Genomic DNA, 24,335 nt, shown 5'->3' with positions numbered 1-24,335 from the left:
GGCAACCGGCGGCTATCGCCGAGGGAAACGGGGGCGCCGAGGGCAACGGGAAGCAATCCGGATAAACGCAAGGTGGCCTTCCTATTGCATCTGCAGGTCGGCAAACGCGTCGCGCACATGGTCGGCAACCGCCAAAACCGGCGCCGGCGCATCCGAGATCACCTGCAGGCCGATACTGTAGTGGCCGAGATCCGGCAGGCCGTCGCGTTCGCCAAGCTGCACCATCTCGCCCTGGACGAGGTAGCGCGGCAGCGGCGCGATCGCGAGGCCGGCAAGCACGGCGGCGCGCTGGCCGGTGGTATAGGCGCTCAAGAACGCGATGCGGAACTTGCGGCCGGCGCGCGCGAGCTTCTCCACCGCGTCCGCCCGCCAGACGCAGCCATCCTCCCACATCGACACCGGCAGCGGATCCTTCAGATGCGCATTGCCGCACTTGGCGCCGGCCCAGACGAGCTTCTCCTGCATCAGGATCTCGCCGTTCTTCGGCGTTCCCTCGGTCAGGCTGTTGAAGATGGCGATGTCGAGCCGGTGCTCGTCGACCTTCTTGCGCATGGCGTTGCTCATGCCGATCGACACGTCGATCGTGACATTCGGATAGGATTCGCCGAAGCGCTTCAGCACCTCGGGCAGGATGCGCTCGCCGACATCTTCCGGCGCGCCGACGCGCACGACGCCGTTCATATCAGGCAGAAGGAAGCGCGAGACGGTCTCGTTGTTGAGCGACAAGAGGCGGCGGGCATAGCCGAGCAGCAGTTCGCCCTTCGGCGTCAGCGACACCGAGCGGGCGTCGCGCAAAAAGAGCGTGCAGCCAAGCATCTCCTCGAGCTTCTTGATCTGCATCGAGACCGCCGACGGCGTGCGATAGACGGTCTCGGCGGCGGTGGTGAAGTTGCCGGTCTCGGCAATGGCAACGAAGGTCTTCAGCACGTCCATTTCAAGCAGCGGAAGCGCATGGCGCATCATCATGTTCATGGCGGCATCCTTAATCAAAAAAACTGAAAGAATGGTTCACTTCATTTCGTTTGATTGAACATCAGCCATGACCGATAGTCAAGCTCAAGGACGAGGAAGGAAGGAGACGCCCATGTCCGCCGCCCAGCTAACAGGGATCACATCCAAGAGTTCCCTTCGTAACAGCGCGCAGTCACGCACAGTGGTAGAAAAACGGTATAGCAGGAGCAACGACATGGTCCTCAACGCCCTTACCCAGATGATCGCCGTCCTTGACGGCGTTGCCAGGCAGCGACGCGAAAAGCAGATCGCCCGAAACCGGGTGGAAGCCCGGCGGGAGCTGGCCAGACTGCCACAGAGAGTCCGCGACGACGTGATGTTTGCGGACCCGCCAATCAATCACCATGTTTGATGAATGGCATCAAACATATTCGTTGGAATGATGAATCAGGTTGCGGCATAACTACCATCATGGTCGCGACCTGCTGAGACACTCAGAAGGAGCCATGAAATGTCGAGCATTCAGTTTTCATCGGCCTCGGAACGGGCATCCTCCCACTCGTCCCTTCCGGGTCTGTTCAACCTTCAGGTTCGTGCCTGGGCAGCGTGGAAGCGCCATCGCCAGGAACGGGCATTGGAAAACCTGTCCTATGACACGCTGAAGGATATCGGCTTTCCGTCGGTGGACGACGCCGTGCACAAGACCGAGCAGTGAAGGCAGCGTGCGCTCTCTTTCTGAGCCATGCTGACCGGAAATCGAAGGGCATCGCCGACAGCGCGGTGCCCTTTTCTTTGGGCCCCAATACCCGCCCCGCAGTTCCTGCCGGAAAACCGTCGCTCCCTCTTCCGACGCGAAGACCCCAGCGTCGGCCTGGCCGAATGGGAATCGCGACCTTGTCCGCCACCGCCATCTCAGCCTTTGTCGTGACGGCAAGCGCTCTTCAGCGACGCCAGATACCACGAAATGCTGGTTGCTCGAAGGTGCCTATGACAGCAACTGCAGGAGAAGCGACGGCGAACTGAGGAAGCTGCCGGCGACGAGGCCGACGATTCCCAGGGCCAGCGCCCCCACCAGACCATGGCTCTGCCACCCGATATAGGCCCCGACGGCGGCAGCTGCCGTCATCATCGAAACTGACCACAGGATCTTAACCAGCGAGACCCCTCGACAAACGCCCGTTGGTTCCCCTTGCGTCATGCCAAATCAACCCTTCAGCAGCCCCGTTGCTTTGAATGTAGTATGGCACGCTGAGTTACACAGGGGGGCGCATGATCATCCACTGGACACATCGCAGCTCTGCCTGACCTGCCTGCTGGCCCAACGCGAACCCGACACCTCGGCCAAACCAGGGAAAACTTGTCTCTTACCGACACCGAGAGGGCCCACGCAAAGGGTCGCAATCGGCAAACACAACCTTGGCGCGCGCTTTGCAATTGTTGCGTATCTCTGGCAGTTCTTGTCAGATAGCGTCAAGCGCACTGCGAAAACTGTCGCTTTCCTTACAAAGCCCGCAAAGCCTGACGAAACCGCCTCTTGCCGCCCGATGTCGCAATGCGAAATCTCTTTGCGGTCGCTGCTTTCCATGCCAATGTCGCAAACAGACAAGCCGAAGAGTATCTTCCAAGCGACGAATATACCCGCATCGCCAAGCATGGGAAGCCTCATGAACAAGCCACTGACCAAAAAGCGTTCTCTCGTCTTCTTCCTGGTGCCGAACTTTTCCATGCTGCCCTTTTCGGCGGCGATCGAAACGCTCCGCATCGCCAACCGCATGCTCGGCTACGAGGCCTATACCTGGCGCCTCGCTTCGTCGGACGGCGAAAAGGTCCTCTCTTCGAGCGGCATCGCGCTTGAGGTCAACTCGTCGCTTGCCGACGAGCGCAAGTTTCTCGGCGGCGAAAACCGCCCGTCGATGGTGCTGGTCTGTTCCGGCATCTATGTCGAGGACTTCAACAACAAGTCGGTCAATGCCTGGCTGCGCGAAGTCTATAACCGCGGCGTCGCCGTCGGCAGCCTCTGTACCGGCGCCCATGTGCTGGCGTCCGCCGGGCTTCTGACCGGCAAGCGCTGCGCCATCCACTGGGAAAACCTGCCGGGCTTCTCCGAAGCCTTCCCGCAGGCCGAGGTCTATGCCGACCTCTACGAGATCGACAGCAACATCTACACCTGCGCCGGCGGCACCGCCTCGCTCGACATGATGCTGAACCTGATCGACCAGGATTTTGGCGAAAACCTCGTCAACCGCGTTTGCGAGCAGGCGCTGACCGACCGCGTGCGCGGGCCGCATGACCGCCAGCGCCTGCCGCTGCGCGCCCGTCTCGGCGTGCAGAACGCCAAGGTTCTGTCGATCATCGAGCTGATGGAAGCCAACCTCGCCGAGCCGCTGTCGCTCTTGGAAATCGCCGAGGGCGCGGACCTGTCGCGTCGCCAGATCGAACGGCTGTTCCGCCAGGAAATGGGTCGCTCGCCCGCCCGCTACTACCTGGAAATCCGCCTCGACCGCGCAAGGCATCTGCTCATCCAGTCGTCGATGCCGGTGGTCGAGGTGGCGGTTGCCTGCGGCTTCGTTTCCGCCTCGCACTTCTCCAAGTGTTATCGCGAACTCTACAACCGCTCGCCGCAGCAGGAGCGCGCCGACCGCAAGCTGACGCTGCAGATGGCGCGGTAGGAGCCGTCAGAAAGACAAGCGATTGGAGGGCGGAGTGATCCGCCCTTTTCGTTCCTGGGACATGGGCTGTAAAGTTGCTGACCGCGCGCCCTCCTCTCCGTCATCAAGCCCGAGGATGACGAGGTCAAGCCGACGATGACGAGGTCAGGCCCGAGGATGACGAATGGAGACGCCGGAAAGCGGTGGCATCGTCTGCTGTCACCCATTCCGGGGCACCTGTCGGGTCGCCCTTCGCACTTGCCTTATTGCGACATTTCAAGCCGGCGCGCTTTGCGCGATGGAGCTTGCACCCGCACAACCGAGATAGGAATGTCGATGCCCACGGAGAATCGGCCCGTCCGTCGGGCTTGAGCGCCAGGTGACCCCGCCATCACCCACGAGCAGGAGCAAACATGGCACCCGTCGAGATCAATCCCGCCAAGGTCCGCGAGTTCGAGGACTGCGACAGCTTCTACGACTGGCTCGGCGCCCATCATCAGAGCGAAGACGAGGTCTGGATCAAGACCCACAAGGTCGGCTCCGGCCTTGCCTCGATCACGCCGAAGGAGGCGATCGACGTCGTGCTCTGCTTCGGCTGGATCGATGGCGTGCGCAAGGGCTTTGACGAGCAAAGCTTCCTGCAGCGCTACACGCCGCGCGGCAAGAAGAGCATCTGGAGCAAGATCAATGTCGACAATGTCGCACGGCTGATCGAGGAAGGCCGCATGACCGAACACGGGCTGCGCCAGGTGGACGCCGCCAAGGCCGACGGCCGCTGGGACCGGGCCTATGCCGGCAGCAAGGACATGAAGATCCCCGACGACCTCAAGGCCGCGATCGACGCCGAACCCGCGGCCCGCGAGATGCTCGGCAAGCTCAATGCCCAGAACCGCTTCGCGCTCGCCTTCCGCACCCACAACATGAAGACCGAGGCGGGCCGCAGGAAGAAGATCGAGGCTTTCGTCGAGATGTTGAAGCGCGGCGAGACGATCTACCCGCAGGGGCGGAAATAGCGGTGCGCCCGACGCGCCTGTCAAATCTGCGTTATTGATGCGCGCGGCCGAACCGCTGGACGGACCCGACGGCGCCCGCAACCGCCGGCGGACCGAAGCGGTTGTCACCTTCCTCGCCGGGCAGGAAGCCCAACATCACCAGCCCCAGGAGCGGCCCGACCACCGGAACGAACAAAGCAAGGTTCCACCAGCCGGAACGGCCATGGTCGTGCCAGCGCTTGGTGTTGACGGTGAAGCTGAAAAAGAGGTTGGCGATGAGGATGATGAACACAAGCAAATGCATGAGGCTGAAGCCCGGGGCATAGTTGTCGACGCCCGAGAGCGGGAACAGCGCCCCTGCTGCAAACATCGCCGCTACACTCGCGATCCAGACAACGATCTGCGCCAGCCACCAGGTCTGGCGCCCGATCCGGCCTTCAAAACTCGTAAACGTCTGCGAATTCACGTCGTCCCCTCCCCATCGGCCCGCCCACTTCCAAGCGCGTCTTCGCGCTGACCGGCCCTCATCGTCAATAGAAGGTTTGTTAATAAACGGGTAGATGTCATGAAGACAGAAAGCGCCTCATGGTTGCGCAGACACGTTGCCTCGGGCCTGGCCATTTTGATCGTCGCTGGAGGACGGGCAAGGCTCGCTTGCCGCGCCCTCCACGCACGCACCTGCACCCCCAGACAAGCCAGGTCCTAACCGTTGAAGGCCCGCTCCAGGACGGCGATATCGAGCTTGACCATGCCGAGCATCGCCTCGGTCGCACGCCTGGCCCGCTCGCGGTCCGAATGGGCGATCATGTCGCCAAGCACCCTGGGCGCGATCTGCCAGCAGAGCCCCCAGCGATCCTTTATCCAGCCGCATTGCTCGACCTCGCCGCCATTGTCGAGGATCGCGCTCCACAGCCGGTCGATCTCCTGCTGCGTGTCACACTGGATCATGATCGAAAACGCATGGTTGAACGGATCGAGCGGCCCGGCTTCGAGCGCCATGAACTGCTGGTTGCCGAGGGTGAACTCGATCACCTGCACGCTGCCGGGCGGCCCGCTCGGGCTTTCTGCCGGCAAGGTCGTGATCCGGGTGATCGCCGAATTGGGAACAAGCGAGATATAGAAGTCGACCGCCTGACGCGCCTCCTTCGCAAACCAGAGATTTGAAACAACATTGCTCATCTGTCGGCTCCTCCTTTGGCTCTGGACCTGACCCAGTAAGCAAAGGACGTACGACTTCGTTCCAATCCGACAGTGTGGATCATCTTTTTAGGGAGAAAGGGCGTTTGGTTGCCCCTTTGGTGCCTCAGGACGCCAGCGCGTCGAGCAGCGCCAGTTCCGAGATCACCCGGTTTCGCCCCGCGTGCTTGGCCATGTAGAGAAACTGGTCGGCGGCGTGCAGGTAGTTTTCGAAGGCTTCGGAGCTTTCGATGGTCGCAAGGCCGATCGAGACGGTGATCGTCAGTTCCTCGTCGTCAGCGACGATGCGCGATTTCGCCAGTTCCAGCCGCAGCGCATCGCAGAAGGCGAAGGCGCGCCGCACGTCGCAGCCGTTGAAGAGAATGCCGAATTCCTCGCCGCCGAGGCGCGCCAGCAGGTGCTCCTCGCCGACCAGTGTCGAGAGGCGCTTGGCCACGTGCTTGAGCACGATGTCGCCGATCTCGTGGCCATAGGTGTCGTTGAGACGCTTGAAGTGATCGATGTCGAGCACGGCAATCGCCGTCGGCTCACCGCGCCTGAGGCACTGTTCGACGAGCCTTGGCCCGGCGACGAAGAAATGGCGGCGGTTGTAGAGGTCGGTGAGGTAATCGCTTGCCGCCTGGCGTTGCAGCGTCTGCAGGCGTTTCTGCACGCCCGCGGCCTGGGTGATGCGACCGTTGAATTCTGCCTCGAGGAAGGGCTTCTGGATGAAATCGGTGCCGCCCGCCTCCAGAAAGCGGGCGCCGGCCCTTCGGTCACCGCTGTCGGAAAGCCCGATCACCGGCAGCGCGCCATCGCCCTGCCGCCGCTCGACCTCGGCCAGGAGCACCGCACCGGTCATGTCGGAAAGATCAAGATCGGTCACGACGAGATCGATCGCCTCGCCGCTGTCGAGCACCTGCAGCGCGTCGGCGGCCGAGGCGACCTCGCAAACCGCAATCCGCTGCCGCCTCAGGATGCCGGCCAGTTCGCTGCGCGAGGCGGCATCGGAATCGGCAAGCAGTACCGTCGTCTTGCCGTTGGTCAGCGCCCGGTCGACCGCGCCGATCAGGAGGTTGATCGATTCCGGCTGATGCTTGATGACGCAGTCGAGCACGCCACGCGACAGGATCTCCTCGCGCGTGTGGTCGTTGAAAGCGGCAGTGAAGACGACGGCCGGCACCTGGTTTTCAAGGATGAACTCCAGCGCCTCGCAATTGGGCGCATCCGGCAGGTTGAGGTCAAGCACGGCGAGAGAATAGCTGCCGGGTGCCTGCTCCAGCGCCTCGCGCAACGTCGAGAGCGAACTGCAATGGGTGACGCGAATGCCGTGGACCGTTTCGAGACCGTATTTCAGTGCCGTCGCAAACATCCGGGAATCTTCGACAAGCAGCATGCGCTTGTCGCTGTGTTTTTGCACAGAACTCACCCGGCCCGGCGTGCGGCGCAATCTCACGTCCCTGCAACCCCTCTTGAGCCGCAGGCGTGCTTCCCCTGGGGGGTGACGCTGGCTCCGAATTCTTCATTAAACCCGACACGAACCGCGCCAGCCTGTTAGCCGGCGCGTTTCTGATGTGATCAGGTTCCCCGCTCCTGTTGCGGCGGATTGAAGACCGATCGGATTGCAATTTCGTTAATGCAGCAACCTGTGCGCGGGATTTCCCGCCTTCACTACAAAATTTTAGGGGTTTACTCTCGCATCAGGCCGAAGCCTTCGCCGGAACCCCAACCTTTTCACTGAGCGTGCGGATCTTCGTCAGCGTGTCGAGGTTCTGGTTGACGCGGCAGTAGAACTCCTCGTTGACGAAGGGGCGCACGACGAAGTCGTTGCCGCCGGCCTTGAGGAAGCGTGCCGACAGCAGCCGGTTGGTCGAGGACGACACGCCGATGATGCGCAGCTGGTGCGGTCCGTAGGAGCCGCGGATGCGCCGCGTCAGCTCGAAACCGTCGATATCGGGCATGTTGTAGTCGGTGATGACGAGACCGATATCCGGATTGTTCTTGAGGAGATCGAGTGCGGCGGCACCGTTTTCGGCCGAGCTGGTGCGGAAATTGTAGCGCTTGAGCTGCGTGGTCAAAAGCGCGCGTGCCGTCGGGCTGTCATCGACGATCAGCACATGGTGCTTGTGGTTGGTGAGGAAGCGGCAGACCGATTCCGCCAGCATGTCGACGGCAAAGACGCTGTCCTTGATGACGTAGTCGACGATCTCCTTGGCAAGGATCTTTTCGCGCGTCGATTCCTGGAACGAGCCGGTAAAGACCACCGTCGGCACGCTCATGTCGATCAGGTAGTTGAGCGCCTCGCCATTCTCGGCGCCCGGCAGGTTGATGTTGGAGATGGCAAGCGATGCCGGAAACGTGGCGTTTTCGACCGCAAACTGCAGGTCGTCATAGTCACGGCAGACGATGACATCGATGTCGAACAGCTCTTTCAGCCGCTTCGAAACCATCGACGAGAAGAGGTTGGAGTCCTCGGCAAGCACGATGCGGTGCTCGGCAAGGGATTCGCCGGAATAATACATTCCGGAAACGCCGAAAAATGACATGGATGGCCTATGTGAAAGAGTGTCCCCCTACAGCGCCGTCCGATCGTCATGCCCGCGAAGTCGCTGTAACTTGCAGGCACCATGCTAGAGGAGAAAGACTTTCGCTGGTGTTAATAAGCAGACGACGAAATGACGTGGCGTTGCGCCATTCCCGGACACCCCGTTTCTGCCGTGCCTTACCCCTGCCCGGCGCCGCCGCGTCGCTCCTCGGCCGTCCTGCGGATGACGTCGGCGATCTCCGGATTGCTGCTCGACAGCATCTGGAAATCCTCCGAATAGAGCGACAGCAGCGACACCTCGGTGACCGCGCTGACGGTCGCCGAGCGCGGCTCGCCCGTCATCAGCGCCATTTCGCCGAAAAAGCTGCCGGGGCCGAGTTCCACCGGTATCGGCGACGGTGTCTGGATGCTGACGCGGCCCTCGACGATGAAGAACATCTGGTCGCCCGCCTCGCCCTTGCGGCAGATGATGGCGCCGGCCGGCACCACGCGGGGCCGGAGCGCCCGGACGATCTCGACGAAGGCGGCCGAACCGAGCTTCTGGAACAGGGGCACGGCGGCCACCAGTTGCCAGTTGCGCACGAAATCCTGGCGGCGCACTTCCTCGAAGAAACCGGTGGCTAGGATGCCGGCCCAGAGCGCAAAGATACCGATGCCGCTCATCATCACCAGGCCCGCCAGCACCCGGCCGGCAAAGGTCATCGGGATCTCGTCGCCATAACCGGTGGTCGAAAGTGTGGTCACTGCCCACCACATCGCCAGGGGGATGCTGCCAAACTTGTCCGGCTGGACATCACGTTCGATCAGATAGGCGATAAGCGAGGCGCCGAAGAGCACGATGCCGAAGACCGAGGTGACGCCGACGAGATTGGGCGCTGCCCGCGCCACCACCCGGCCAAGCATGCGAAAGAAGGTGAAATGACGCAGCGGTTTCAGCAGCCAGATGCCGCAGTAAAGGCCCTGGTCAGGCGAGCCCGCAAGCAGAAAGCCGATGAGCGGTACCACCACGGCCATCAGATCGATGACAAGTTCGGGCGTGAGCCCGCGATCATCCGTCGCCCGCCGCCGGATCAGCGTATCGACGAGTTGCAGCACATAGACGGCCCAGATCGCCGCAAGCACAAGCTCCAGCGACAGCCTGGTGGTCGACCCGATCTCCCGCGCCGTCAGCGCCGCGACCGTAACGAGCCCCACCGCTGCCAGAAGCCCGTTCAGCGGCGCGGTGATTTTCAGGAAAGGCCGTGCCGACATTCACTCCCCCAGCGACCTGCGCGCGTCACGGCGATGTCCCGGCCCGACACGCCGAATGCGCTGTAATGCTTTGATCTTAAGCACAACGTCATGAAGGAATCGACGCCTATTTGCGGCGGAACACGGTGATTGCGGCGCGGGTCTCAGTAGCGCGTTCCGACCGGCCCGCCATCGGCTGGGCGTACGCGATCCTCCTGGTATTGTTCGGCCCCTTCGACCGGTCGAAGCCATGGCTCGCGGCGCTTGACCCAGAGCTCGTAGCCCGGTTTGAACGCGGTCGGCGCATCGGGCAGGATGCCGAGCTTGATTTCCGCCTCTTCTTCATCGGCCGAGAAGACCCGCGAGCCGCAATGCGGGCAGAAGCACCGCCCCTGGAACTGCGCGGTCTCGCCGGAATACTCAAACTGATCCGCCGGCCAGATGCCATAGAAGGTAAACGCGGAGCCACTTTCCTGCCGGCAGTCGGTGCAGTGGCAGATCCCGACCCGCAGCGGCGCGCCGCGCACCGAAAGCCGCACCTGCCCGCAAAGGCATTTTCCCGAAAGAACGGTCATGGTTTTGTCCTGACCCGAAACTGTTGGTGCCGAAACCAGAGAACGATGGACGTGGGCACCGGGTTCCGCTGGCGCGCACCACAACTCACCTTGCATGTTATCCGGCCGGCCATCCTACCAGGTCGGGCGTCGCGACGCGCGATCCCCAAGGACCAATCAGTGGAACCTTTCGCTCGTCCACGTCTTCTGCCTGTGTTGCAAACGGAGGATATCAGCCATGGCACATGCCGACGAACAGGAGATCATCGATCTCGAGCAGGAATTCTGGCGGACCATCCTGGAGAAGGACACCGAGGCGTCGGTGGCGATGCTGCCCAATCGTTCGATCGTCGTGGGCGCGCAAGGGGCCGCCGTTCTCACCCGCGATGATTATCGCCGGATGGCCGAGCAGGCCGAGAGCGCCTGGAGGCTCAAATCGTTCCGCCTCGACGATGTAAGCGTGATCTTTCCGCATGAGGACGTGGCGGTGATCGCCTACACGGTGACCGAAGAGATGGATGTCGACGGAAAGCCTTTGACGTTGAAGGCTGCCGACGCGACCACCTGGGTGCGCAAGGACGGCGGATGGCTCGCCTCCCTGCACACGGAATCCGTCCTTGGTGATCCCTTCGGTCGCGACCGCAATGCAGCCTGAGGCGAGCTTGAGCCGAAGCGGCGAAGCATCGGGCAGTACTGATGGCACTGCGAACTGAGGTCACTGCAACCGCTTCAATGCCGCAACAGCCAGCGCCGAATTCCGGCATTCGAACCACGCGACAAACCGGCTGCCCTGCAACTGATTTTCAGTATAAGATGCCGCCATGAGTGAAGCCCAGCCTCTGTTCGATATGCTGCGCCAAACCGTGCAGCCTGAAATCGCCGGCGTAATGGAGCGATTTGTCCGGGACGCGCCGGATCGCAAGCTCTGCCGTATCAATGCACTCGCCTTTGCCGCCGAGCACCGGCTCGACGAGGAGAAGGTCATTGCCGCGTTCCTGCACGCCTCCCGCCTCGGCCTCTTCGAGCTTTCGTGGAATGTGCTTTGTCCCGGTTGCGGCGGCGTGCTCGACAGCAATACTTCGCTGAAGACGGTGCAGAGCGACACCTATACCTGCTCGCTCTGTGCTGCCGGCTACGAGCCGACGCTGGACGAGATGGTGGAGGTGACCTTCACCGTGAGCCCGCGCGTCCGGCATATCGAAGCCCACAACCCGCATGAGCTGCCGCCGTTCGAGTATTTCCGGCAGATCTACTGGGGTTCGGGCATCGAACTGCCGGAGGAGGACTACGAGGAGCGGATCGACGATTTCGTGCTGGAGGCGCTGGAGCTGCCGCCCGGCGAAAAGGCGGTCATCTCGCTGCAACTGCCGCCGGAGTTCATCATCGTCTTCGAGCCGGTGACCCATGCGGCGCAATTCATCGACGTCAAGGGCGAACCGACCAAGGAGCGGCGCACGCTATCGCTGGTGTTCGATCGCGGCCACCGCCACGACGAGGCGCTGACCATGCAGCCGGGGCCCTTGCGCATCCAGGTGGAAAACCACACGGATGTGCGCACCCTGCCCTCCGTCTGCATTGCCAACGACACGCTGCACGACATACTCGGCCAAAGGCGCCCGTTTCTGACAGCCAAGCGGCTGCTCTCCAACCAGACCTTCCGCGACATCTACCGCACCGACACGATCGACGTCGACCAGCGACTGAAGATCACCAGCCTCACCTTCCTGTTCACCGACCTGCGCGGCTCGACCGAGCTTTACGAGCGGGTCGGCGACCTTGCCGCCTTCGACCTGGTGCGCACCCACTTCACCGTCGTCAACGAGATCGTTGCGGCGGAAGCCGGCGCGGTGGTGAAGACGATCGGCGATGCGGTCATGGCCACCTTCCCGACGCCGGACCGGGCGGTCGCCGCCGCCATGCGCATGCGCGACGCGATGCGGGAACTCAACGAACAGCGCGGCGCCGAGGACCTGTTGTTGAAGATCGGCATCCACGAAGGCCCGTGCATTGCCGTCAACCTCAATGAGCGCCAGGACTATTTCGGCCAGACCGTCAACATCGCCTCGCGTGTGCAGCACCTTGCCACCTCGCGGGAAATCTTCGCCACCAGTGCCGTGCTCGAGGATCCGCGCGCCTCGAGCCTTCTTTCCGACCGCGGGCTTAACCCGCAGTCGTACAATGTGGCGCTCAAAGGCATCACCAACGAGATCAGCATCTTCTCGATCCCGTAAGCGCTCCGGCTGGTTAATTGCTTCAGACCACCGGCGGGATCAGCGTCAGCACCTCGCCGTCGTCGGGGATCACCAGCTTCGTCACGGGGATGCCATGCGCATCGGCGGCAGCTCTGAGCTCGCTCCGGCTGACCGTGGCATGGTCGAGCGCTTCCATATGGGTGGCAACCACGATGCTGTTTTTGGCCGTTTCGCAGACCGCGATCGTCTGTGCCGCATCCATCACGATCAGGTCGCCGCTCCACTTCGCGCCGCAGGAATGGGTGACGATGACATCCGGCCTCGTCTCGCGGATGGTTTTTTCGATAGCCGGATAATAGACCGTGTCGCCGGCCCAGTAGACCGTCGGCTCGCCCCTGGCTTCGAGCGTAAAGCCGATGACCGGCCCCATGTCCTGGACCACGGGCCCGAGCCCATGGCTGCCATCGCGCCGGGTGAGCTTGAGGTTTTGCCAGCTTGCGGTGTCGGAAAGCGGCGTGACGTCGCGAAAACCGGCGGCGCGGATCGCCTCTTCGTCACCCGGCTGGCAGAAGATCGGCAGCCCCTTCGGCACCCGTTCCTTGGCGGTGTCGTCGAAATGGTCCTCGTGCAGGTGCGAGATGACCACGAGTTCGACGCCGGCGAGGATCTCGTCGATCGCGACCGGTAGGTCGACCGTCGGGTTGGGTGAACGCCCGGCAAAGGACGGCAGGCTGTCCTTCGGCCCGAGGAAGGGATCGATGAGCACGGTATGGCCGGCATAGTCGAGTTTCAGGGTGGCGTTGCGAATAAGCTGGAGTTTCATGGGGGACCTCCCTTGCCGGAGAGCGGCTTTGACCTTCGCCGTGATCCTTGCGCACGCAGCGATGAAATCAAGTCCTGAAATTGAGCCCGACGCACAAAAGAGCAGTCAGAATGCCAACGCCGATGCGCCGGCATGCAGCCGTTGAATTTGCAGCCTGTGCCCCTGCCACGCGTTGCACATGGATGCCGGAAATACCAGGCTTAACCGCGAGCGCCCACTGCACCGTTGTGCCGCTGCGACTCTGCCAAGGCACAACCCATCAAGTTGCATTGCCGCGCAAAACGTAACTTTAACGGTATTCCGTCAAATGTGTCGGCCAATACAACCAAAGGGTGGAGAGACATCGTGGACAAGTCGATCAGTGGCGGAGCCTACGCGCGGGCATGGGGTTGGCGGTTCGCCCTTTTCGTGTTCGTCACCCTGGCGTTTCCGTTCTTCGTCTATGCCCTCGTGCAGATGACCGGCGCTGCCAAAACGGACGCGGCTGGCGCATTCGCCGTCGTGCTTGGTGTCTATTTGAAGCCAATCATCTACCTGACCTTTGTCGTCTCATTGGCTCGCATTTCGATCGCAAGGGGCAAGGCGATTGGCATGCCGGGCAAGTTCGGCATCTACATTGTCCTGCTCGCCTTGGCCGACCTTCCCTTTGCGCTCATCTTCGGCACGCATTGGGGTGTCTCCTTCGTTTACGGCCTGTCCGGGCCGCAGCTGCCCTCGTCACTCCTGAGCGCGCTGATCGCGCTTGTCACACTAAGCCTGGCGACCAAACCACACGATCCGCTGTATGAACCCTATGCCACGGCCTATCGCATCTGGTCGGCTCTGCTGCACGTGCTGCTGGCCTATGGCCTTCTCGGGCTTGCGATCATGATGTGGCCATTCTTCTTTGGCCTGGGCGGCATGGGTCTCTTCAGTGTGCTGAGGCGGGCCAAGATCTACCTGGGCTACTTCACCTTCTATCCGGGTCTACCCTTGTCGCTTTTCCTCGCCGCCTCCGTCTATCTCGTGTACGCCAGCCGGAAACACACGGGCGGAGCAGCAGACAGTGCGGGCGCAGATGGGGGCGCCGGAACGAGCTTCGGTCTCCGCCGCGACTGAGTATCGCGACAGAAGGCCTTTGATTTCTCGGCGAGGACATCGGCGCATCCGCCGACAGGAGAGGTGGAGACATCTGATGCGGCGCGAGCCAATGCACCGGCTCGCCGCGTCTCTCCTCACCGCCAGCCGCAATCCCAGGGCTGCCCGCGGGCCACCCGGTGGCAGGCAAAGGCGCGGCCGCAGGAATGGGTGGCGGCGATCGTCGTGCGGCCGCGACCGGAGCCGCGGGCGAACATCTGCCGGAACGCGACATCCGCATTGGCGGGGCAATTGGCATAGCTCTTCTTCTGCAGATCGGCCGGCGGCGTGATGGTTCGCGTACCCGTGCTCCTGGCCGGTGTCTTGGTGGTGCCCTGGGTCGCGCTCGCCTCCGGCAGCTTGGCCTCGCGCCGGATGGTGACGCAGGCGCCGTCCTTGACCTCCTGGTTGCGCGCGCAGGCGAGCGGGCAGATCCGCGCCTTTTGCGCCTTCAGCCGTTCGAGCACGTCGTTCGACGGTTCCAGGGTCGCAAGCTGGAGTTTCCCATGCTTGGCAAATGCCTCCAGCGCCTTGCGGCTGCCCGTGCCCCACAGGCCATCCTCGCTGCCGGCGCGGCAACCGAGCCGGTTGAGCTCCACCTGCACCGAGCGGGCAAGCGCGCGGTCGGCAACCTCGTCCGGGATCGTGCCAGCACCGGGGTCGGCCACCGCACCGTCATCCGGTGCCGGCACTGCAGGATCGGCTTTCGCCACCGAAGCGCGTTCGATGATCTCGATCTTGGCCTTCGCCAGTGATGCGAAAATCCCTTGCGGATACTGCTGCAGATAGGCGTCGAACAGACCACGATCGGCCGCATCCTTGATCGTGTCCCAATAGGCAAGCTCCGCGGCCTGCGCCCCGCTCTCATCCGTTGCCGGTGCAGGCTGCGCAGCTGTAGCTGGCTTCAGCACCACCTCGCCGGTGAGCGAAGAATTGTCCCAGGGCACCTGCTTGCCGCCGGTTGCCGCAAGCACGTCGCGGCGCACGTCGATCAGCTCGCGGGTGATGTCCCGCCCCGGCTGGCCGAGATGCTTGATCAGCGCCGACGTGAAGGGCGAATTTCGCCCCGATCCATCGAGCGCGACATTGCCGGGCTGGGTGGCAAAGGCGATCAGCGTGCCGATGCCGGTGTCGACCTTGGCAAGACCGCGACCAACGGAGGCGGAGCGCGTGCCCATGGAGCGGGCGAGATTGACGGCGAGCGGATTGTCGCGGCAGGCATCAAGCAGCACCACGTTCACCCGGGTGCTGCGCTCCATCGCCGAAAGGACGAGGTTCATCGGCACCGCCTCGAATTCCAGATCGAGATGCGAGGCGAGCTTGGCGTCGACGGGCGCGAGGTAGTTTTCACCATCCACCTGCAGGCCGTGGCCGGCATAGTAAAACAGCGCCAGGTCGGCGCCATCGAGCCGGCCGACGAAATCGCGCACCGCGCGGCGCACCCCGTCAAGGTCGAGATCGCGGCCGCTCACCACCTCGAAACCAAGCCCTTCAAGCTTTGCCGCCATGTCGGCGGCGTCGTTGCCGGGATTGGGCAAGGGCGCCACGTGCTGGTAGGCGGAATTGCCGATGACCAGAGCCACGCGCCTTTCGGCGAGTGCCTGAGATGCGCAAAGCACCAACAGAACAGACAAGGCGATGCGAAGGAATGGCATGGCTCCCCTCCGGCAATCCGCAGATGATCGCGACGGCCCCCATGACGGAGCGTGCTACCCGCGGTCGGTCGTGTCAACGCAGCGGCAGCTCGATCCTCTGCCTCACCCGCGCTTCATTGCCATGACGCGCAAGGTGCGCGGTTCATTCGATCAACCAATGGGATTAGCGTCTCAGGGCGCCAAGGCTCAGCCGCTCGCCGGCTTGGCGAGCGGAACATTGGGCGGACCTAGGGATATCTTGCCCGGCAACGCCATGACGCGTTGCACCGGGAGACGGAGGGTTACTTCACCACCACGTTGCCGTTGACGATCTCGACGTTCTCGTCGCCCTGCAGGCCGATGCGGTCACCGCTCGGCGCAGTGACGAAGCAGCCGCTCGGGCAGATCATTTCGGTGGCTCCGGATGCAATCGCCACTTCCACGCGGCTCTCGCCTTCGACGACGATCAGCACGGCGGTCTCGCCGTCCTTGTTCGTGACGGTCGCGGCAGACGCTGCCTCGGCCGCCATCACGCCCGACACCAGCACGCCAGAAAGCAAAGCAATCACAAATTTCTTCATTGCCCATCGGCGCCAGACGCGCCGCCCTCTTGCCGAGCCGGCCGCCCCGTCGGTTTCGCGACGCTGCGCCGGCCACCTCTTCAGCCGGTGCCAGCCTACTGCATAATCTCTTAAATCGGAATCGATTTAAGAATTAGGATTATGCAGCAAATCAAAGTGCTACAGCGACCTTTAACGCGTCTGTTCAGACGCGCGGCGCTGTATGCGCTCACCAGAAGAATTGCATGCTTTTTATGGCAGGGCGGCTGAATAGCGGCTGAACGGGCCGTTTATCAGCGGTTTGGATTCGAACGCCGGCTGGCGGCCCGGCGATTGCCCGCTTCCTCCACCGCGCGCTCCTCGTCGAGCGGGGCGGCGGAGGCGGTTTTCCTGTCGGACGTGGTCGCCTTGGTCGACGCCCGAGCCTCGGCGGTGGTGGCCCCCTTCGGCTCGCCGACCAGTTCCGGGTGGTGGCTCTCGATGCCCGTCTGGTCCTCGACCGGAACGTCCTCGATCTTGACCGGGAACGGCGCGCCGATGCCCTCGTCACGGAAGCGTTCGTAGATCGACACGCGCAGGTCGTTGCGCACGCCGCCGCCGGTAAGCACGTCGGCAACGTAGATCCTGAGCTCGAAGGTCATGCGCTCGTCGCCAAAGGCGGTGAAGCCGACGGTCGGCGAAGGGTTCTTCAAGACCATCGGATGCGCGGCGGCGATTTCGGAAAGCAGGTCCATGATCCGGCGCGGGTCGCTGGCATAGGTGACGGTGACGGCGATCTCGGAGCGGCCGAGCTTGTTGCGGTGCGTCCAGTTGCCGACCGACGCGTTGATGAGCAGCGAGTTCGGCATCATGATCGACTGGTGCTGGAAGGTCTCGATCTCGGTCGCGCGAACCGAGATGCGCTTGACGAAGCCTTCGGTCGTGCCGCTGACAATCCAGTCACCCACCTTGAACGGCCGCTCGACAAGCAGGATCAGGCCCGAAACGAAGTTCGAGACGATGTTCTGCAGGCCGAAGCCGACGCCGAGCGAGAGAGCACCGGCAACGAGCGCAAGGTTGGAGAGATCGATGCCCGCCGCCGAAAGCCCGATGAGGCCGGCAAGCCCGACGCCAGTATAGCCGATGCCGGTACGGATGGAGTTGCGCACGCCGGCGTCCACACGGCTGCGCGCCATGATGTTGCCGTCAATCCAGCGCTGCACGAAGCGGGTGACGACATAGCCGAGCGCGAAGAACAGGATGCCCGCGAGGATGCCGACCAGCGAGATGGTGATCGAGCCGATCTTGATCTCGGTCACCGCCCGATAGGCCCAGGACTCGATGTCGGCGATCTGGAAGCCCCACTGCAGAAGGATCAGCGGAATGAAGAACAGCACGACGAGCGCATAGATGCTCAAGCCCGCGGCAAGGCCGATCTGGTCGAGCGCCACCTGCTCCAGATTGTAGCGCCGCTCGAGATAGCGACCGGCCGCCGTCTCGCCAAACGCACCCTGCTTCGCCACGGCCCGGCCGGTGAGGATGCCGATATACATCGTGACGAGGACCGCACCGGTGATGATGATCTGCGTGGCGATGAAGCGGGCGAGCCCGACATATCCGGACGCCGCAGCGATGATCAGCGAGAGGCCGATGAGCACAAGCCCGATCGAAACCACCCGCGGCCAGGACCGGCCATGCGCGTCGAAGTCATCATCCTTGCGCAGCGTCGGCCGGATCCACGCCGAGGCGATGATGATGAGGCCGATGACGATGGAGGCGACGAAGCTCTTGACCACCGTCAGCACCACCGGCGAGCCGAGCGCTTCGCTGACACCGCCGAACAGATAATCGAGGCCGTTGACCAGCGCCATGGCGAAGATCGCGATCATCAGCATCCGGGCGCCGCGGTCGGAGACCCTGACGAGCCGCCAGCGGGCATCGCGCGGCGACAGCACCGCCTGGGCAAGCCTTGTGATGAAGAAGACCACGACAGAGACACCGAGGGTGATGGCGACGATCGGCGCGATATCGGAGCGCAGCACGTTGAACGAGTGCAGGAAGAAGAAGCTGGAGACGGCAAAGGCAGCCGAGGCCAGCGTCGGGATCATGGTCGACCAGAAGGCGACCGAGAGGCGCCGGAAGTAGCTCGGTTCCTCATCGGTGATGTCGTGCTCGATCAGCGGGCGGAAGAGCCTGCGGCTGCCGGCGAGAAAGACGAGGGCTGCCAGAAGCGACAGGAACAGCGCCGTCAACAGGTGCACGCGCTTGTAGTTCCAGGCAAAGCTCAGCCAGCTTGTGACGCTGCGCGTGAGGACGCGGGTCTCGTCGGCCGTTGCCGACACGGCATCGTTGAACATGGCGCCTGAAACTTCGGTGTTCTTCAGGAGCGTGTTGGAAAACAGCGCGCGGCGGGTGGCGGTGATGGCGTTGGAGAGCTTGGTTGCCTGGATAGACAGGCCTTCCGCCTCGCCGGTCAAGGCGTTGATCGCGCTGCGCTCGGCCACCAGCCGCTTGCGCTCGGCCGTCACGATGTCGGCCTCGGGCGGCTGCCCCTCGCCCGGCGGGTCGCCGAGTTCGGTGAGGCGCGCCTTGATCTCGTCGAGGCGCGGCCGGGTCGAGACCGAAACGCCGATGATCTGCTTGGCGAGCGCGTCGACCTGCACCTTGATCTCGGCAAGGGCGATGTCGTCGTCCTTGGCCTTCTCGACGCGGTCGGTCAGGCCCTTCAGCTCATCGCCGGCCTTGGCAAGCTGGTCGGCCGCCTGGGTCTGGGCCGGCGGCGTCGCATCATCCGGCACTGCATCCGGCGCCGGCTGCCCGGCGTTGGTTGCCGGCTGCTGGCCATTCTGTACCGGCTGCTGGCCATTCTGCGCAGGCTGCTGCCCGTTCTGCGCCGGTTGCTGCGTGTTCTGTGCCGGCTGGGTGGCCGTGGCGGCCGGCTGCTGCGCAGGCGTCGCCGGCTTGTCACCGGCCGGTTGCGTCGCTTTCTGTTCGGACTGTGCCGTCGCCTCGGCCGGCTGGGTCGCCGGCGCCGGCTGCTGGGCCATGACCGGGCCTGAGGCACAAAGCGCCAGCAGGCAGAGGAGAATGGCAGGCAGTTTTCCGACAGAACGCAATTTCAAGATCCTTGCAGGTTGAGGCCGCGATCCGGAATCGCTTCGGCCGCCAATCCGATGTGAATACGAAAGACGGCGGAAAGATGCAAAGAACGCCGATAAATGCCGGTCGAGGCCGGCTTTTGCGTCAAAAACCGGCGCCAGGGGTCGCCAGATAGGCCAATTCCGCCTCCGTCGAGTGCCGTGCCAGGAAGGCATTGCGGTGCGGGAAGCGACCGAACCGCTCGATCACCTCGCGATGCCGGATGGCATAGTCCAGGTATTCGGCATCGCCGAGCTCGGTAAAAAGCTTCACCGACAGGGTCTGGTCGGTGAGGTTTTCCGAATGCTCGAATGGCAGATAGACGAAGGCGCGCCACTCCGGCTTGATCGCCATGTCGGCGCCGGTACCGATCGCAAGCTTCGCCTCGTTGAGCGCCAGGCAATCGGTGGCAAAGGCGAGCGGCGTGCCGCGATACATGTTGCGCGGCATCTGGTCGAGCAGAACGATTGCCGCCAGCCGGTTTTCCGGGCTCGCCCGCCAGATCTCGCCCACCCCGCGGGCAAGCGCCATGTGCGACGCCTGGAAGCGGCGAAGGCAGGTCTGGTCGAGCTCATGCTTGCTCGCCCCGAACCAGTCGTCATAGGTGAGCTCGCCGAACCAGAAGTTCAGAACGTCTTGCGGCGTGCAGATGTCAGCTTCGTTCGCCATATGCCCCTCGTGCGGCTCAATCCCGCGCGGTGTTTGCCCCGGTATCCGGCTTAGACATAGGCCCGGATCGGCCCATGTCCATGCCCTATATCCATGTATGGATGCCATGTTCGCGCACGCTTTACGCGCGTCGCTTCAGAATGGCAACGAAGGCGATGCCGCCCACAAGGCCGGTGACGACCCCGATCGGCATGTCCTCCGGCGCCATGATCACGCGGGCGACGAGATCGGCAAGGATGAGCACGAGCGCGCCGAAGAAGGCCGAAAGCGGAATGACCCGGACATTGTCGCTGCCGGCAAAAAGCCGCACGAAATGCGGCACCATCAGCCCGACGAAGCCGATCGCGCCGGAAAAGGCCACCATCACCCCCGTGAGCAGCGCCGTGACCACGAAGAGCGTCAGGCGGAAGCGGCGCACCGGAATGCCGAGCGTCATGGCGGTTTCGTCGCCCATGGCCAGCGCATTGATTTCGCGCGCCCGGATCAAGAGCCAGGCAAGCGAGCCGACGAGCACCAGGCCGGGATAGACAAGCTGCGACCATTGCGCCAGCCCAAGGCCGCCGAGCATCCAGAAGATGACCGTATGGGTCGCCCTTGGATCGCCAAGGAAAATCATGAGGTTGCCGATGGATGTTAAGACGAAGGCGACGGCGACGCCGGCGAGCACGAGGCGGTCGGCGCTGGAGCCGAGCACACGCGCCACGTAGGCGACAAGCATGGTTGCGGCGAGCGCCCCGGCAAAGGCAAAGAGCGGCACCGTGGCAAGGCCGAGGATGAGCCCGGTGTGGAGCAATGCAATGATCGCGCCGAGCGCGCCGCCGGAGGAGACGCCAAGCAGGTGCGGATCGGCGAGCGGATTGCGGGTCACCGATTGTAGCACGGCACCGGTCAACGCCAGCCCGGCGCCGACGAGGCCGGCAAGGATCACGCGCGGCAGGCGCACGTCCCAGACGATGCTCTCGCGCCCGGCCGACCAGAAGACCTCGACGCTTTCGGGCGAGATCTTGCTGGCGATGATCGACCAGACGGTTGAAACCGGGATCGGCGCCGAGCCGAGCGACACGCCGGCCGTCACGGTCACGGCAAGCAGGAGCAGCGCGGCCACGAGACCGATCCCGGCCCGGAGCCCCCGGGCCGACACTAGGCGCGAAGCCGCCAGGGGACGAGGCGACGTATCCTCAGCCAGCATCGATTACAGGCCCTGCCCGTGAAATGCCTTGGCGAGACGCGCAATGGCGTCGATGTTGCGCGGCCCGGGTGTCGCTTCCACATATTCGAGCACCACGAAGCGGTCGTTCTTGACGGCGTCGACATTGGCGAAGGCGGGATTGTTCTTCATGAAGGCGATCTTGTCTTCGGCCTTCACCTCCCCGTAATTGACGATGACGACCACCTCGGGATTGCGCTCGATCACCGGCTCCCAGGAAACCTCCACCCAGCTCTTTTCGACGTCCTCCATGATGTTGGCGCCGCCGGCAGCCTCGATCATCGCCGTCGGAATGCCGAAGCGACCCGAGGTGAACGGCTTCTCCTCGCCGGAATCATAGACGAACACACGCGTCGGCTTGTCGCCGCCGGCCGATGCCTTGACGATGTCGGCCAACTGGCTGCGATAGCCCGCAACCAGCGCTTGCGCCCGATCCTCGACGCCGAAGATGCGGCCAAGATTGAGAAGATCGACGAACATGTCGTCCATCGTTGGCTTTTCCTTGGCCATCACGTGGATGCAGGATTCGGTAAGTTCGTAGACACCGATCTTGAAGGGGGCGAGCGTCTCGGGCGTCACCTCGCCGCCGACCTTCATGCCGTAGTTCCAGCCGGCAAAGAAGAAATCGGCGTCGGCGTTCAAGAGCACTTCCTTGGTCGGATACTTCTCCGAAAGCTCCGGCAGTTCCTTCACGCCCTCGCGCAGCCTTTCATCCAGTGTCTTCCAGCCGGAGACGCCGGTATAGCCGACCATGCGGTCCTGCAGCCTCAAGGCCAGCATCATCTCCACCAGGTTGACGTCGTTGGCGATCGCACGCTTGGGCGCCGCATCGAAGGTCACCTCGCGGTTGCAGCTCTTGATGGTGACCGGATGGGCGAGCGCCGGCGTTGCCGCGGCGAGAAGGAACAGGACGGTGGATGAGGCAATATTGATCTTCATGAAATAAATCCTATCGGGGAAGTGAGAAGGAGAAACGGGCGCTGCCGGCAGCGGCCGTGCTGTGGACGGTGGCGGTGACGCCGAAGGCTACGGAGAGCGCCCTGGGGCTCAGGACCTGCTCCGGTGTCCCAAAGGCCGTCAGCCGCCCGGCCGTCACGATCGCGACGTCGGTGGCGAACTCGGCGGCAAGGTTGATGTCGTGCAGCGTCGAGACGATCGTCAGCTTCAACGTCTGCAGCAGTTCGAGGATTTCGAGCTGGTGGCGGATGTCGAGATGATTGGTCGGCTCGTCGAGGATGATGATGCGCGGCTCCTGGGCAAGCGCCCGGGCGATCAGCACCCGCTGCTTCTCGCCGCCCGAAAGCGTGGCAAATTGCCGGCCGGCGAGATGGGCGAGATTGAGATGCGACAGCGCGTGAGCCACGCGCTCGCGATCAAGCTCCGACCAGCCGCTCAGGCCCTCGCGTCTCGGGATCCGCCCCATCATCACCACATCGCGCACGCTGAAGGGAAAATCGCCGGGCATTTCCTGCAGCACGACGGCGATTGTCTTTGCCGCCTCGCGTGCCGAAATCGACCAGAGGTCGACGCCATCGACGGCAATGCGGCCGGCATCCGGCTGCACGGCGCGATAAAGGCAGCGCAAAAGAGAGGTCTTGCCGGCACCGTTCGGCCCGAGGATCGCAAGCCGGCTTCCCGCCGCGATCGAAAAATCGACATCCTCGACCAGCGTCAGGCCCGGACGCGGTCCCCAACGCAGGCCCTCCACCCTGAGCGTGGCTCCTGTCGACGTGCAGCTCATGATCCTGTCCCTCCCCGCGGTCTCACTGGAACCGTCCGGCGATGTCTTCGGAGACGAGCATGGCCGCCGGGATGCGGGCGAGCGTCTTGCCCTTCAGCCCGCGCGGGCGCTCGACGGCACGCGTCATGCCATCACCGCGCTCGGCATAGGTGGTGGCGAAGCTGACGAGATCGTCGATGTCTTCCTCCGGCGAAATGTCGCCGAAGAGATAGGTCGCCTTGCCGGTTGCCTGGAAGGCGATGGTGCAGGGTCGGGTGCAGGCGGCCATGCAGACGGTGCCGGCGATCGAGAAGTCACGGTCGAGCGGTGTCCCGAGCGTGGCGATGCTGCGGTTGAGGCGCTGAATGAGCTCGGCACCGGGCGCGCAAGGGCCACCGGTAAGGCGGCAATCGGTGCAGACCGTTATCTTGTGCTGTCTTGAAGTCGGCTCGGCCATCTTCTCTCTCCGCCGGAGTGACGGCAGGAGATGGCGAAGCGGCAGAAGGACGGAAAGCCGTCGTGCGAAAGCCAGTTCTTTTCCATCGGAACACCCCGTCCGTTGTGGTTGATCGGTTCGATGGCAGGTCTCCTGGCTCGCGGGTCGCGGCGCATCCACGTCTTCCCGGCTTGATGCCAGTGACATGGTGTGAATGCGCTTTCCGCTCACAGTTGCGGGGGCAGCCACGGTTTCGGTCCCGTCAGGGTCGTCCGTTCCGTGTTCCCTTTTCAGCCGCCTCCGCATTGTCGCGGACGCAGCACCATCAACGCCTTCCTCGCATGAATCGGCTGAAGTGACAACCGCGCGGGCGTCTGCTTCGGGCTCTATCAACATGCGGCGTTTCGTCATGCGTGACTGTTATAAAATAACATTACACAAATCAACAAGGAAATGATCGTCAGGCATTCGGCCGCCCGCTCCGGGCGAGAGCCTCGCGTGACGGCGGCGACCGGCGTATCCTTGGCTTCGCTGAAGCCCGGCGGCAAGATCCTCGATGTCGCCGCCCAGCCTGCCACGCAACGGCATCTGCGTGAAGCAGCGTTGCGCATGTCGAAGGAGACCTCGACGGCAAGCATAGCCGGCAAAGGTTTCATGCGCGGGACGCCGCCAGACAACGCGACAGCTACAACACCATAGTTGAAATGCCGACGAGGGATCTGGCGGGAGCAACGTTCTTGGGCATCGAGGACACCGCCACCTGGA

25 protein-coding genes and 1 riboswitch are annotated in these 24,335 nt (G+C 63.3%); of the genes, 8 read left to right on the top strand and 17 right to left on the bottom strand.

The window, feature by feature from the left end; translation table 11 throughout:
- Positions 1 to 81: 81 nt before the first annotated feature.
- Positions 82 to 972 carry a LysR substrate-binding domain-containing protein gene (locus MKZ91_RS01920; protein ID WP_336167403.1) on the bottom strand — a complete coding sequence of 297 codons (891 nt, stop codon included), beginning with the start codon at positions 970 to 972 and terminating at the stop codon, positions 82 to 84.
- A gap of 214 nt (positions 973 to 1,186) precedes the next feature.
- Here MKZ91_RS01920 and MKZ91_RS01915 point away from each other — a divergent pair, with 214 nt between their 5' ends.
- Together MKZ91_RS01915 and MKZ91_RS01910 are read left to right on the top strand one after the other, a co-directional pair.
- Positions 1,187 to 1,363, top strand: a complete 177-nt coding sequence (locus tag MKZ91_RS01915; RefSeq protein WP_336167401.1) for a hypothetical protein — start codon at positions 1,187 to 1,189, stop codon at positions 1,361 to 1,363.
- A 99-nt stretch (positions 1,364 to 1,462) separates the two neighbouring features.
- Positions 1,463 to 1,666 carry a hypothetical protein gene (locus MKZ91_RS01910; protein WP_336167399.1) on the top strand — a complete coding sequence of 68 codons (204 nt, stop codon included), beginning with the start codon at positions 1,463 to 1,465 and terminating at the stop codon, positions 1,664 to 1,666.
- Positions 1,667 to 1,936: 270 nt separating this feature from the next.
- Here MKZ91_RS01910 and MKZ91_RS01905 read toward each other — a convergent pair whose 3' ends face one another.
- Entirely contained in the window at positions 1,937 to 2,080 is a 144-nt protein-coding gene (locus MKZ91_RS01905) for a hypothetical protein (RefSeq protein ID WP_336167398.1), read from the bottom strand.
- A 535-nt stretch (positions 2,081 to 2,615) separates the two neighbouring features.
- Here MKZ91_RS01905 and MKZ91_RS01900 point away from each other — a divergent pair.
- Together MKZ91_RS01900 and MKZ91_RS01895 are read left to right on the top strand one after the other, a co-directional pair.
- Positions 2,616 to 3,620, top strand: coding sequence for a GlxA family transcriptional regulator (locus MKZ91_RS01900; protein ID WP_065774535.1), 1,005 nt, complete (start codon positions 2,616 to 2,618; stop codon positions 3,618 to 3,620).
- A 392-nt stretch (positions 3,621 to 4,012) separates the two neighbouring features.
- On the top strand, positions 4,013 to 4,612 hold the full coding sequence (locus MKZ91_RS01895) for a YdeI/OmpD-associated family protein (RefSeq protein WP_336167394.1): 600 nt from the start codon (positions 4,013 to 4,015) through the stop codon (positions 4,610 to 4,612).
- A 31-nt stretch (positions 4,613 to 4,643) separates the two neighbouring features.
- Here MKZ91_RS01895 and MKZ91_RS01890 read toward each other — a convergent pair whose 3' ends face one another.
- From MKZ91_RS01890 to MKZ91_RS01865, 6 genes are all read right to left on the bottom strand, one after another.
- Positions 4,644 to 5,057 carry a DUF805 domain-containing protein gene (locus MKZ91_RS01890; protein ID WP_336167392.1) on the bottom strand — a complete coding sequence of 138 codons (414 nt, stop codon included), beginning with the start codon at positions 5,055 to 5,057 and terminating at the stop codon, positions 4,644 to 4,646.
- 236 nt (positions 5,058 to 5,293) lie between these two features.
- Positions 5,294 to 5,770 carry a VOC family protein gene (locus MKZ91_RS01885; RefSeq protein ID WP_336167390.1) on the bottom strand — a complete coding sequence of 159 codons (477 nt, stop codon included), beginning with the start codon at positions 5,768 to 5,770 and terminating at the stop codon, positions 5,294 to 5,296.
- Positions 5,771 to 5,894: 124 nt separating this feature from the next.
- Positions 5,895 to 7,187 (bottom strand): diguanylate cyclase, encoded by a 1,293-nt coding sequence (locus MKZ91_RS01880; protein ID WP_336167388.1) that lies wholly within the window; start codon positions 7,185 to 7,187, stop codon positions 5,895 to 5,897.
- Between the two features lie 280 nt (positions 7,188 to 7,467).
- Positions 7,468 to 8,313, bottom strand: coding sequence for a response regulator (locus MKZ91_RS01875; protein ID WP_336167386.1), 846 nt, complete (start codon positions 8,311 to 8,313; stop codon positions 7,468 to 7,470).
- 176 nt (positions 8,314 to 8,489) lie between these two features.
- Complete coding sequence (locus tag MKZ91_RS01870) at positions 8,490 to 9,563, bottom strand: cyclic nucleotide-gated ion channel (RefSeq protein WP_336167385.1); 1,074 nt, start codon at positions 9,561 to 9,563, stop codon at positions 8,490 to 8,492.
- Positions 9,564 to 9,706: 143 nt separating this feature from the next.
- The gene (locus MKZ91_RS01865; protein WP_336167384.1) at positions 9,707 to 10,117 is read right to left on the bottom strand and encodes a GFA family protein; all 411 of its coding nucleotides are present in this window, start codon (positions 10,115 to 10,117) and stop codon (positions 9,707 to 9,709) included.
- Between the two features lie 217 nt (positions 10,118 to 10,334).
- Here MKZ91_RS01865 and MKZ91_RS01860 point away from each other — a divergent pair, with 217 nt between their 5' ends.
- Both MKZ91_RS01860 and MKZ91_RS01855 read left to right on the top strand, forming a co-directional pair.
- On the top strand, positions 10,335 to 10,751 hold the full coding sequence (locus tag MKZ91_RS01860; RefSeq protein WP_336167383.1) for a nuclear transport factor 2 family protein: 417 nt from the start codon (positions 10,335 to 10,337) through the stop codon (positions 10,749 to 10,751).
- A gap of 166 nt (positions 10,752 to 10,917) precedes the next feature.
- Positions 10,918 to 12,327, top strand: a complete 1,410-nt coding sequence (locus tag MKZ91_RS01855) for an adenylate/guanylate cyclase domain-containing protein (RefSeq protein WP_336167381.1) — start codon at positions 10,918 to 10,920, stop codon at positions 12,325 to 12,327.
- 22 nt (positions 12,328 to 12,349) lie between these two features.
- On the opposite strand, the gene MKZ91_RS01850 is transcribed toward MKZ91_RS01855, so the two are convergent.
- Positions 12,350 to 13,111: an MBL fold metallo-hydrolase gene (locus MKZ91_RS01850; RefSeq protein WP_336167379.1), complete on the bottom strand. Its 762-nt coding sequence runs from the start codon at positions 13,109 to 13,111 to the stop codon at positions 12,350 to 12,352.
- 345 nt (positions 13,112 to 13,456) lie between these two features.
- Here MKZ91_RS01850 and MKZ91_RS01845 point away from each other — a divergent pair, with 345 nt between their 5' ends.
- Complete coding sequence (locus tag MKZ91_RS01845; RefSeq protein WP_336167377.1) at positions 13,457 to 14,209, top strand: hypothetical protein; 753 nt, start codon at positions 13,457 to 13,459, stop codon at positions 14,207 to 14,209.
- Between the two features lie 116 nt (positions 14,210 to 14,325).
- Here MKZ91_RS01845 and MKZ91_RS01840 read toward each other — a convergent pair whose 3' ends face one another.
- The 8 genes from MKZ91_RS01840 to MKZ91_RS01805 all read right to left on the bottom strand — a co-directional run bounded on the left by MKZ91_RS01840 (position 14,326) and on the right by MKZ91_RS01805 (position 23,591).
- Complete coding sequence (locus MKZ91_RS01840; protein WP_336167374.1) at positions 14,326 to 15,882, bottom strand: caspase family protein; 1,557 nt, start codon at positions 15,880 to 15,882, stop codon at positions 14,326 to 14,328.
- A gap of 281 nt (positions 15,883 to 16,163) precedes the next feature.
- The gene (locus tag MKZ91_RS01835; RefSeq protein WP_336167373.1) at positions 16,164 to 16,442 is read right to left on the bottom strand and encodes a hypothetical protein; all 279 of its coding nucleotides are present in this window, start codon (positions 16,440 to 16,442) and stop codon (positions 16,164 to 16,166) included.
- 272 nt (positions 16,443 to 16,714) lie between these two features.
- Entirely contained in the window at positions 16,715 to 19,447 is a 2,733-nt protein-coding gene (locus MKZ91_RS01830; RefSeq protein ID WP_336167761.1) for a mechanosensitive ion channel domain-containing protein, read from the bottom strand.
- A gap of 196 nt (positions 19,448 to 19,643) precedes the next feature.
- Entirely contained in the window at positions 19,644 to 20,207 is a 564-nt protein-coding gene (locus tag MKZ91_RS01825; RefSeq protein WP_336167371.1) for a DUF924 family protein, read from the bottom strand.
- Positions 20,208 to 20,328: 121 nt separating this feature from the next.
- On the bottom strand, positions 20,329 to 21,312 hold the full coding sequence (locus MKZ91_RS01820; RefSeq protein ID WP_336167369.1) for a FecCD family ABC transporter permease: 984 nt from the start codon (positions 21,310 to 21,312) through the stop codon (positions 20,329 to 20,331).
- 87 nt (positions 21,313 to 21,399) lie between these two features.
- Positions 21,400 to 22,353, bottom strand: a complete 954-nt coding sequence (locus MKZ91_RS01815) for an ABC transporter substrate-binding protein (protein WP_336167367.1) — start codon at positions 22,351 to 22,353, stop codon at positions 21,400 to 21,402.
- A 10-nt stretch (positions 22,354 to 22,363) separates the two neighbouring features.
- On the bottom strand, positions 22,364 to 23,155 hold the full coding sequence (locus MKZ91_RS01810; RefSeq protein ID WP_336167365.1) for an ABC transporter ATP-binding protein: 792 nt from the start codon (positions 23,153 to 23,155) through the stop codon (positions 22,364 to 22,366).
- A 22-nt stretch (positions 23,156 to 23,177) separates the two neighbouring features.
- Entirely contained in the window at positions 23,178 to 23,591 is a 414-nt protein-coding gene (locus MKZ91_RS01805) for a DUF1636 domain-containing protein (RefSeq protein WP_336167364.1), read from the bottom strand.
- 105 nt (positions 23,592 to 23,696) lie between these two features.
- A riboswitch (cobalamin riboswitch) is annotated at positions 23,697 to 23,912 on the bottom strand.
- A 156-nt stretch (positions 23,913 to 24,068) separates the two neighbouring features.
- On the opposite strand from MKZ91_RS01805, the gene MKZ91_RS01800 reads away from it, so the two are divergent.
- A complete protein-coding gene (locus MKZ91_RS01800; RefSeq protein WP_336167363.1) occupies positions 24,069 to 24,269 on the top strand; it encodes a hypothetical protein in 201 nt (66 codons plus the stop codon).
- Positions 24,270 to 24,335 lie beyond the last annotated feature (66 nt).

This window comes from Ensifer sp. MJa1, from assembly GCF_037026475.1.
In the GTDB taxonomy this organism is placed as follows: domain Bacteria; phylum Pseudomonadota; class Alphaproteobacteria; order Rhizobiales; family Rhizobiaceae; genus Ensifer.
Note: the sequence above shows the minus strand (reverse complement) of the source record. Positions and strands in the feature narration are given on the sequence as shown.

Bases quoted from the DNA above. Each gene is read 5' to 3' on its own strand.
- MKZ91_RS01920 (WP_336167403.1), bottom strand. From the start codon at position 972: ATGAACATGATGATGCGCCATGCGCTTCCGCTGCTTGAAATGGACGTG.
- MKZ91_RS01915 (WP_336167401.1), top strand. From the start codon at position 1,187: ATGGTCCTCAACGCCCTTACCCAGATGATCGCCGTCCTTGACGGCGTT.
- MKZ91_RS01910 (WP_336167399.1), top strand. From the start codon at position 1,463: ATGTCGAGCATTCAGTTTTCATCGGCCTCGGAACGGGCATCCTCCCAC.
- MKZ91_RS01905 (WP_336167398.1), bottom strand. From the start codon at position 2,080: ATGATGACGGCAGCTGCCGCCGTCGGGGCCTATATCGGGTGGCAGAGC.
- MKZ91_RS01900 (WP_065774535.1), top strand. From the start codon at position 2,616: ATGAACAAGCCACTGACCAAAAAGCGTTCTCTCGTCTTCTTCCTGGTG.
- MKZ91_RS01895 (WP_336167394.1), top strand. From the start codon at position 4,013: ATGGCACCCGTCGAGATCAATCCCGCCAAGGTCCGCGAGTTCGAGGAC.
- MKZ91_RS01885 (WP_336167390.1), bottom strand. From the start codon at position 5,770: ATGAGCAATGTTGTTTCAAATCTCTGGTTTGCGAAGGAGGCGCGTCAG.
- MKZ91_RS01875 (WP_336167386.1), bottom strand. From the start codon at position 8,313: ATGTCATTTTTCGGCGTTTCCGGAATGTATTATTCCGGCGAATCCCTT.
- MKZ91_RS01870 (WP_336167385.1), bottom strand. From the start codon at position 9,563: ATGTCGGCACGGCCTTTCCTGAAAATCACCGCGCCGCTGAACGGGCTT.
- MKZ91_RS01865 (WP_336167384.1), bottom strand. From the start codon at position 10,117: ATGACCGTTCTTTCGGGAAAATGCCTTTGCGGGCAGGTGCGGCTTTCG.
- MKZ91_RS01860 (WP_336167383.1), top strand. From the start codon at position 10,335: ATGGCACATGCCGACGAACAGGAGATCATCGATCTCGAGCAGGAATTC.
- MKZ91_RS01855 (WP_336167381.1), top strand. From the start codon at position 10,918: ATGAGTGAAGCCCAGCCTCTGTTCGATATGCTGCGCCAAACCGTGCAG.
- MKZ91_RS01850 (WP_336167379.1), bottom strand. From the start codon at position 13,111: ATGAAACTCCAGCTTATTCGCAACGCCACCCTGAAACTCGACTATGCC.
- MKZ91_RS01840 (WP_336167374.1), bottom strand. From the start codon at position 15,882: ATGCCATTCCTTCGCATCGCCTTGTCTGTTCTGTTGGTGCTTTGCGCA.
- MKZ91_RS01835 (WP_336167373.1), bottom strand. From the start codon at position 16,442: ATGAAGAAATTTGTGATTGCTTTGCTTTCTGGCGTGCTGGTGTCGGGC.
- MKZ91_RS01830 (WP_336167761.1), bottom strand. From the start codon at position 19,447: ATGGCCCAGCAGCCGGCGCCGGCGACCCAGCCGGCCGAGGCGACGGCA.
- MKZ91_RS01825 (WP_336167371.1), bottom strand. From the start codon at position 20,207: ATGGCGAACGAAGCTGACATCTGCACGCCGCAAGACGTTCTGAACTTC.
- MKZ91_RS01815 (WP_336167367.1), bottom strand. From the start codon at position 22,353: ATGAAGATCAATATTGCCTCATCCACCGTCCTGTTCCTTCTCGCCGCG.
- MKZ91_RS01810 (WP_336167365.1), bottom strand. From the start codon at position 23,155: ATGAGCTGCACGTCGACAGGAGCCACGCTCAGGGTGGAGGGCCTGCGT.
- MKZ91_RS01805 (WP_336167364.1), bottom strand. From the start codon at position 23,591: ATGGCCGAGCCGACTTCAAGACAGCACAAGATAACGGTCTGCACCGAT.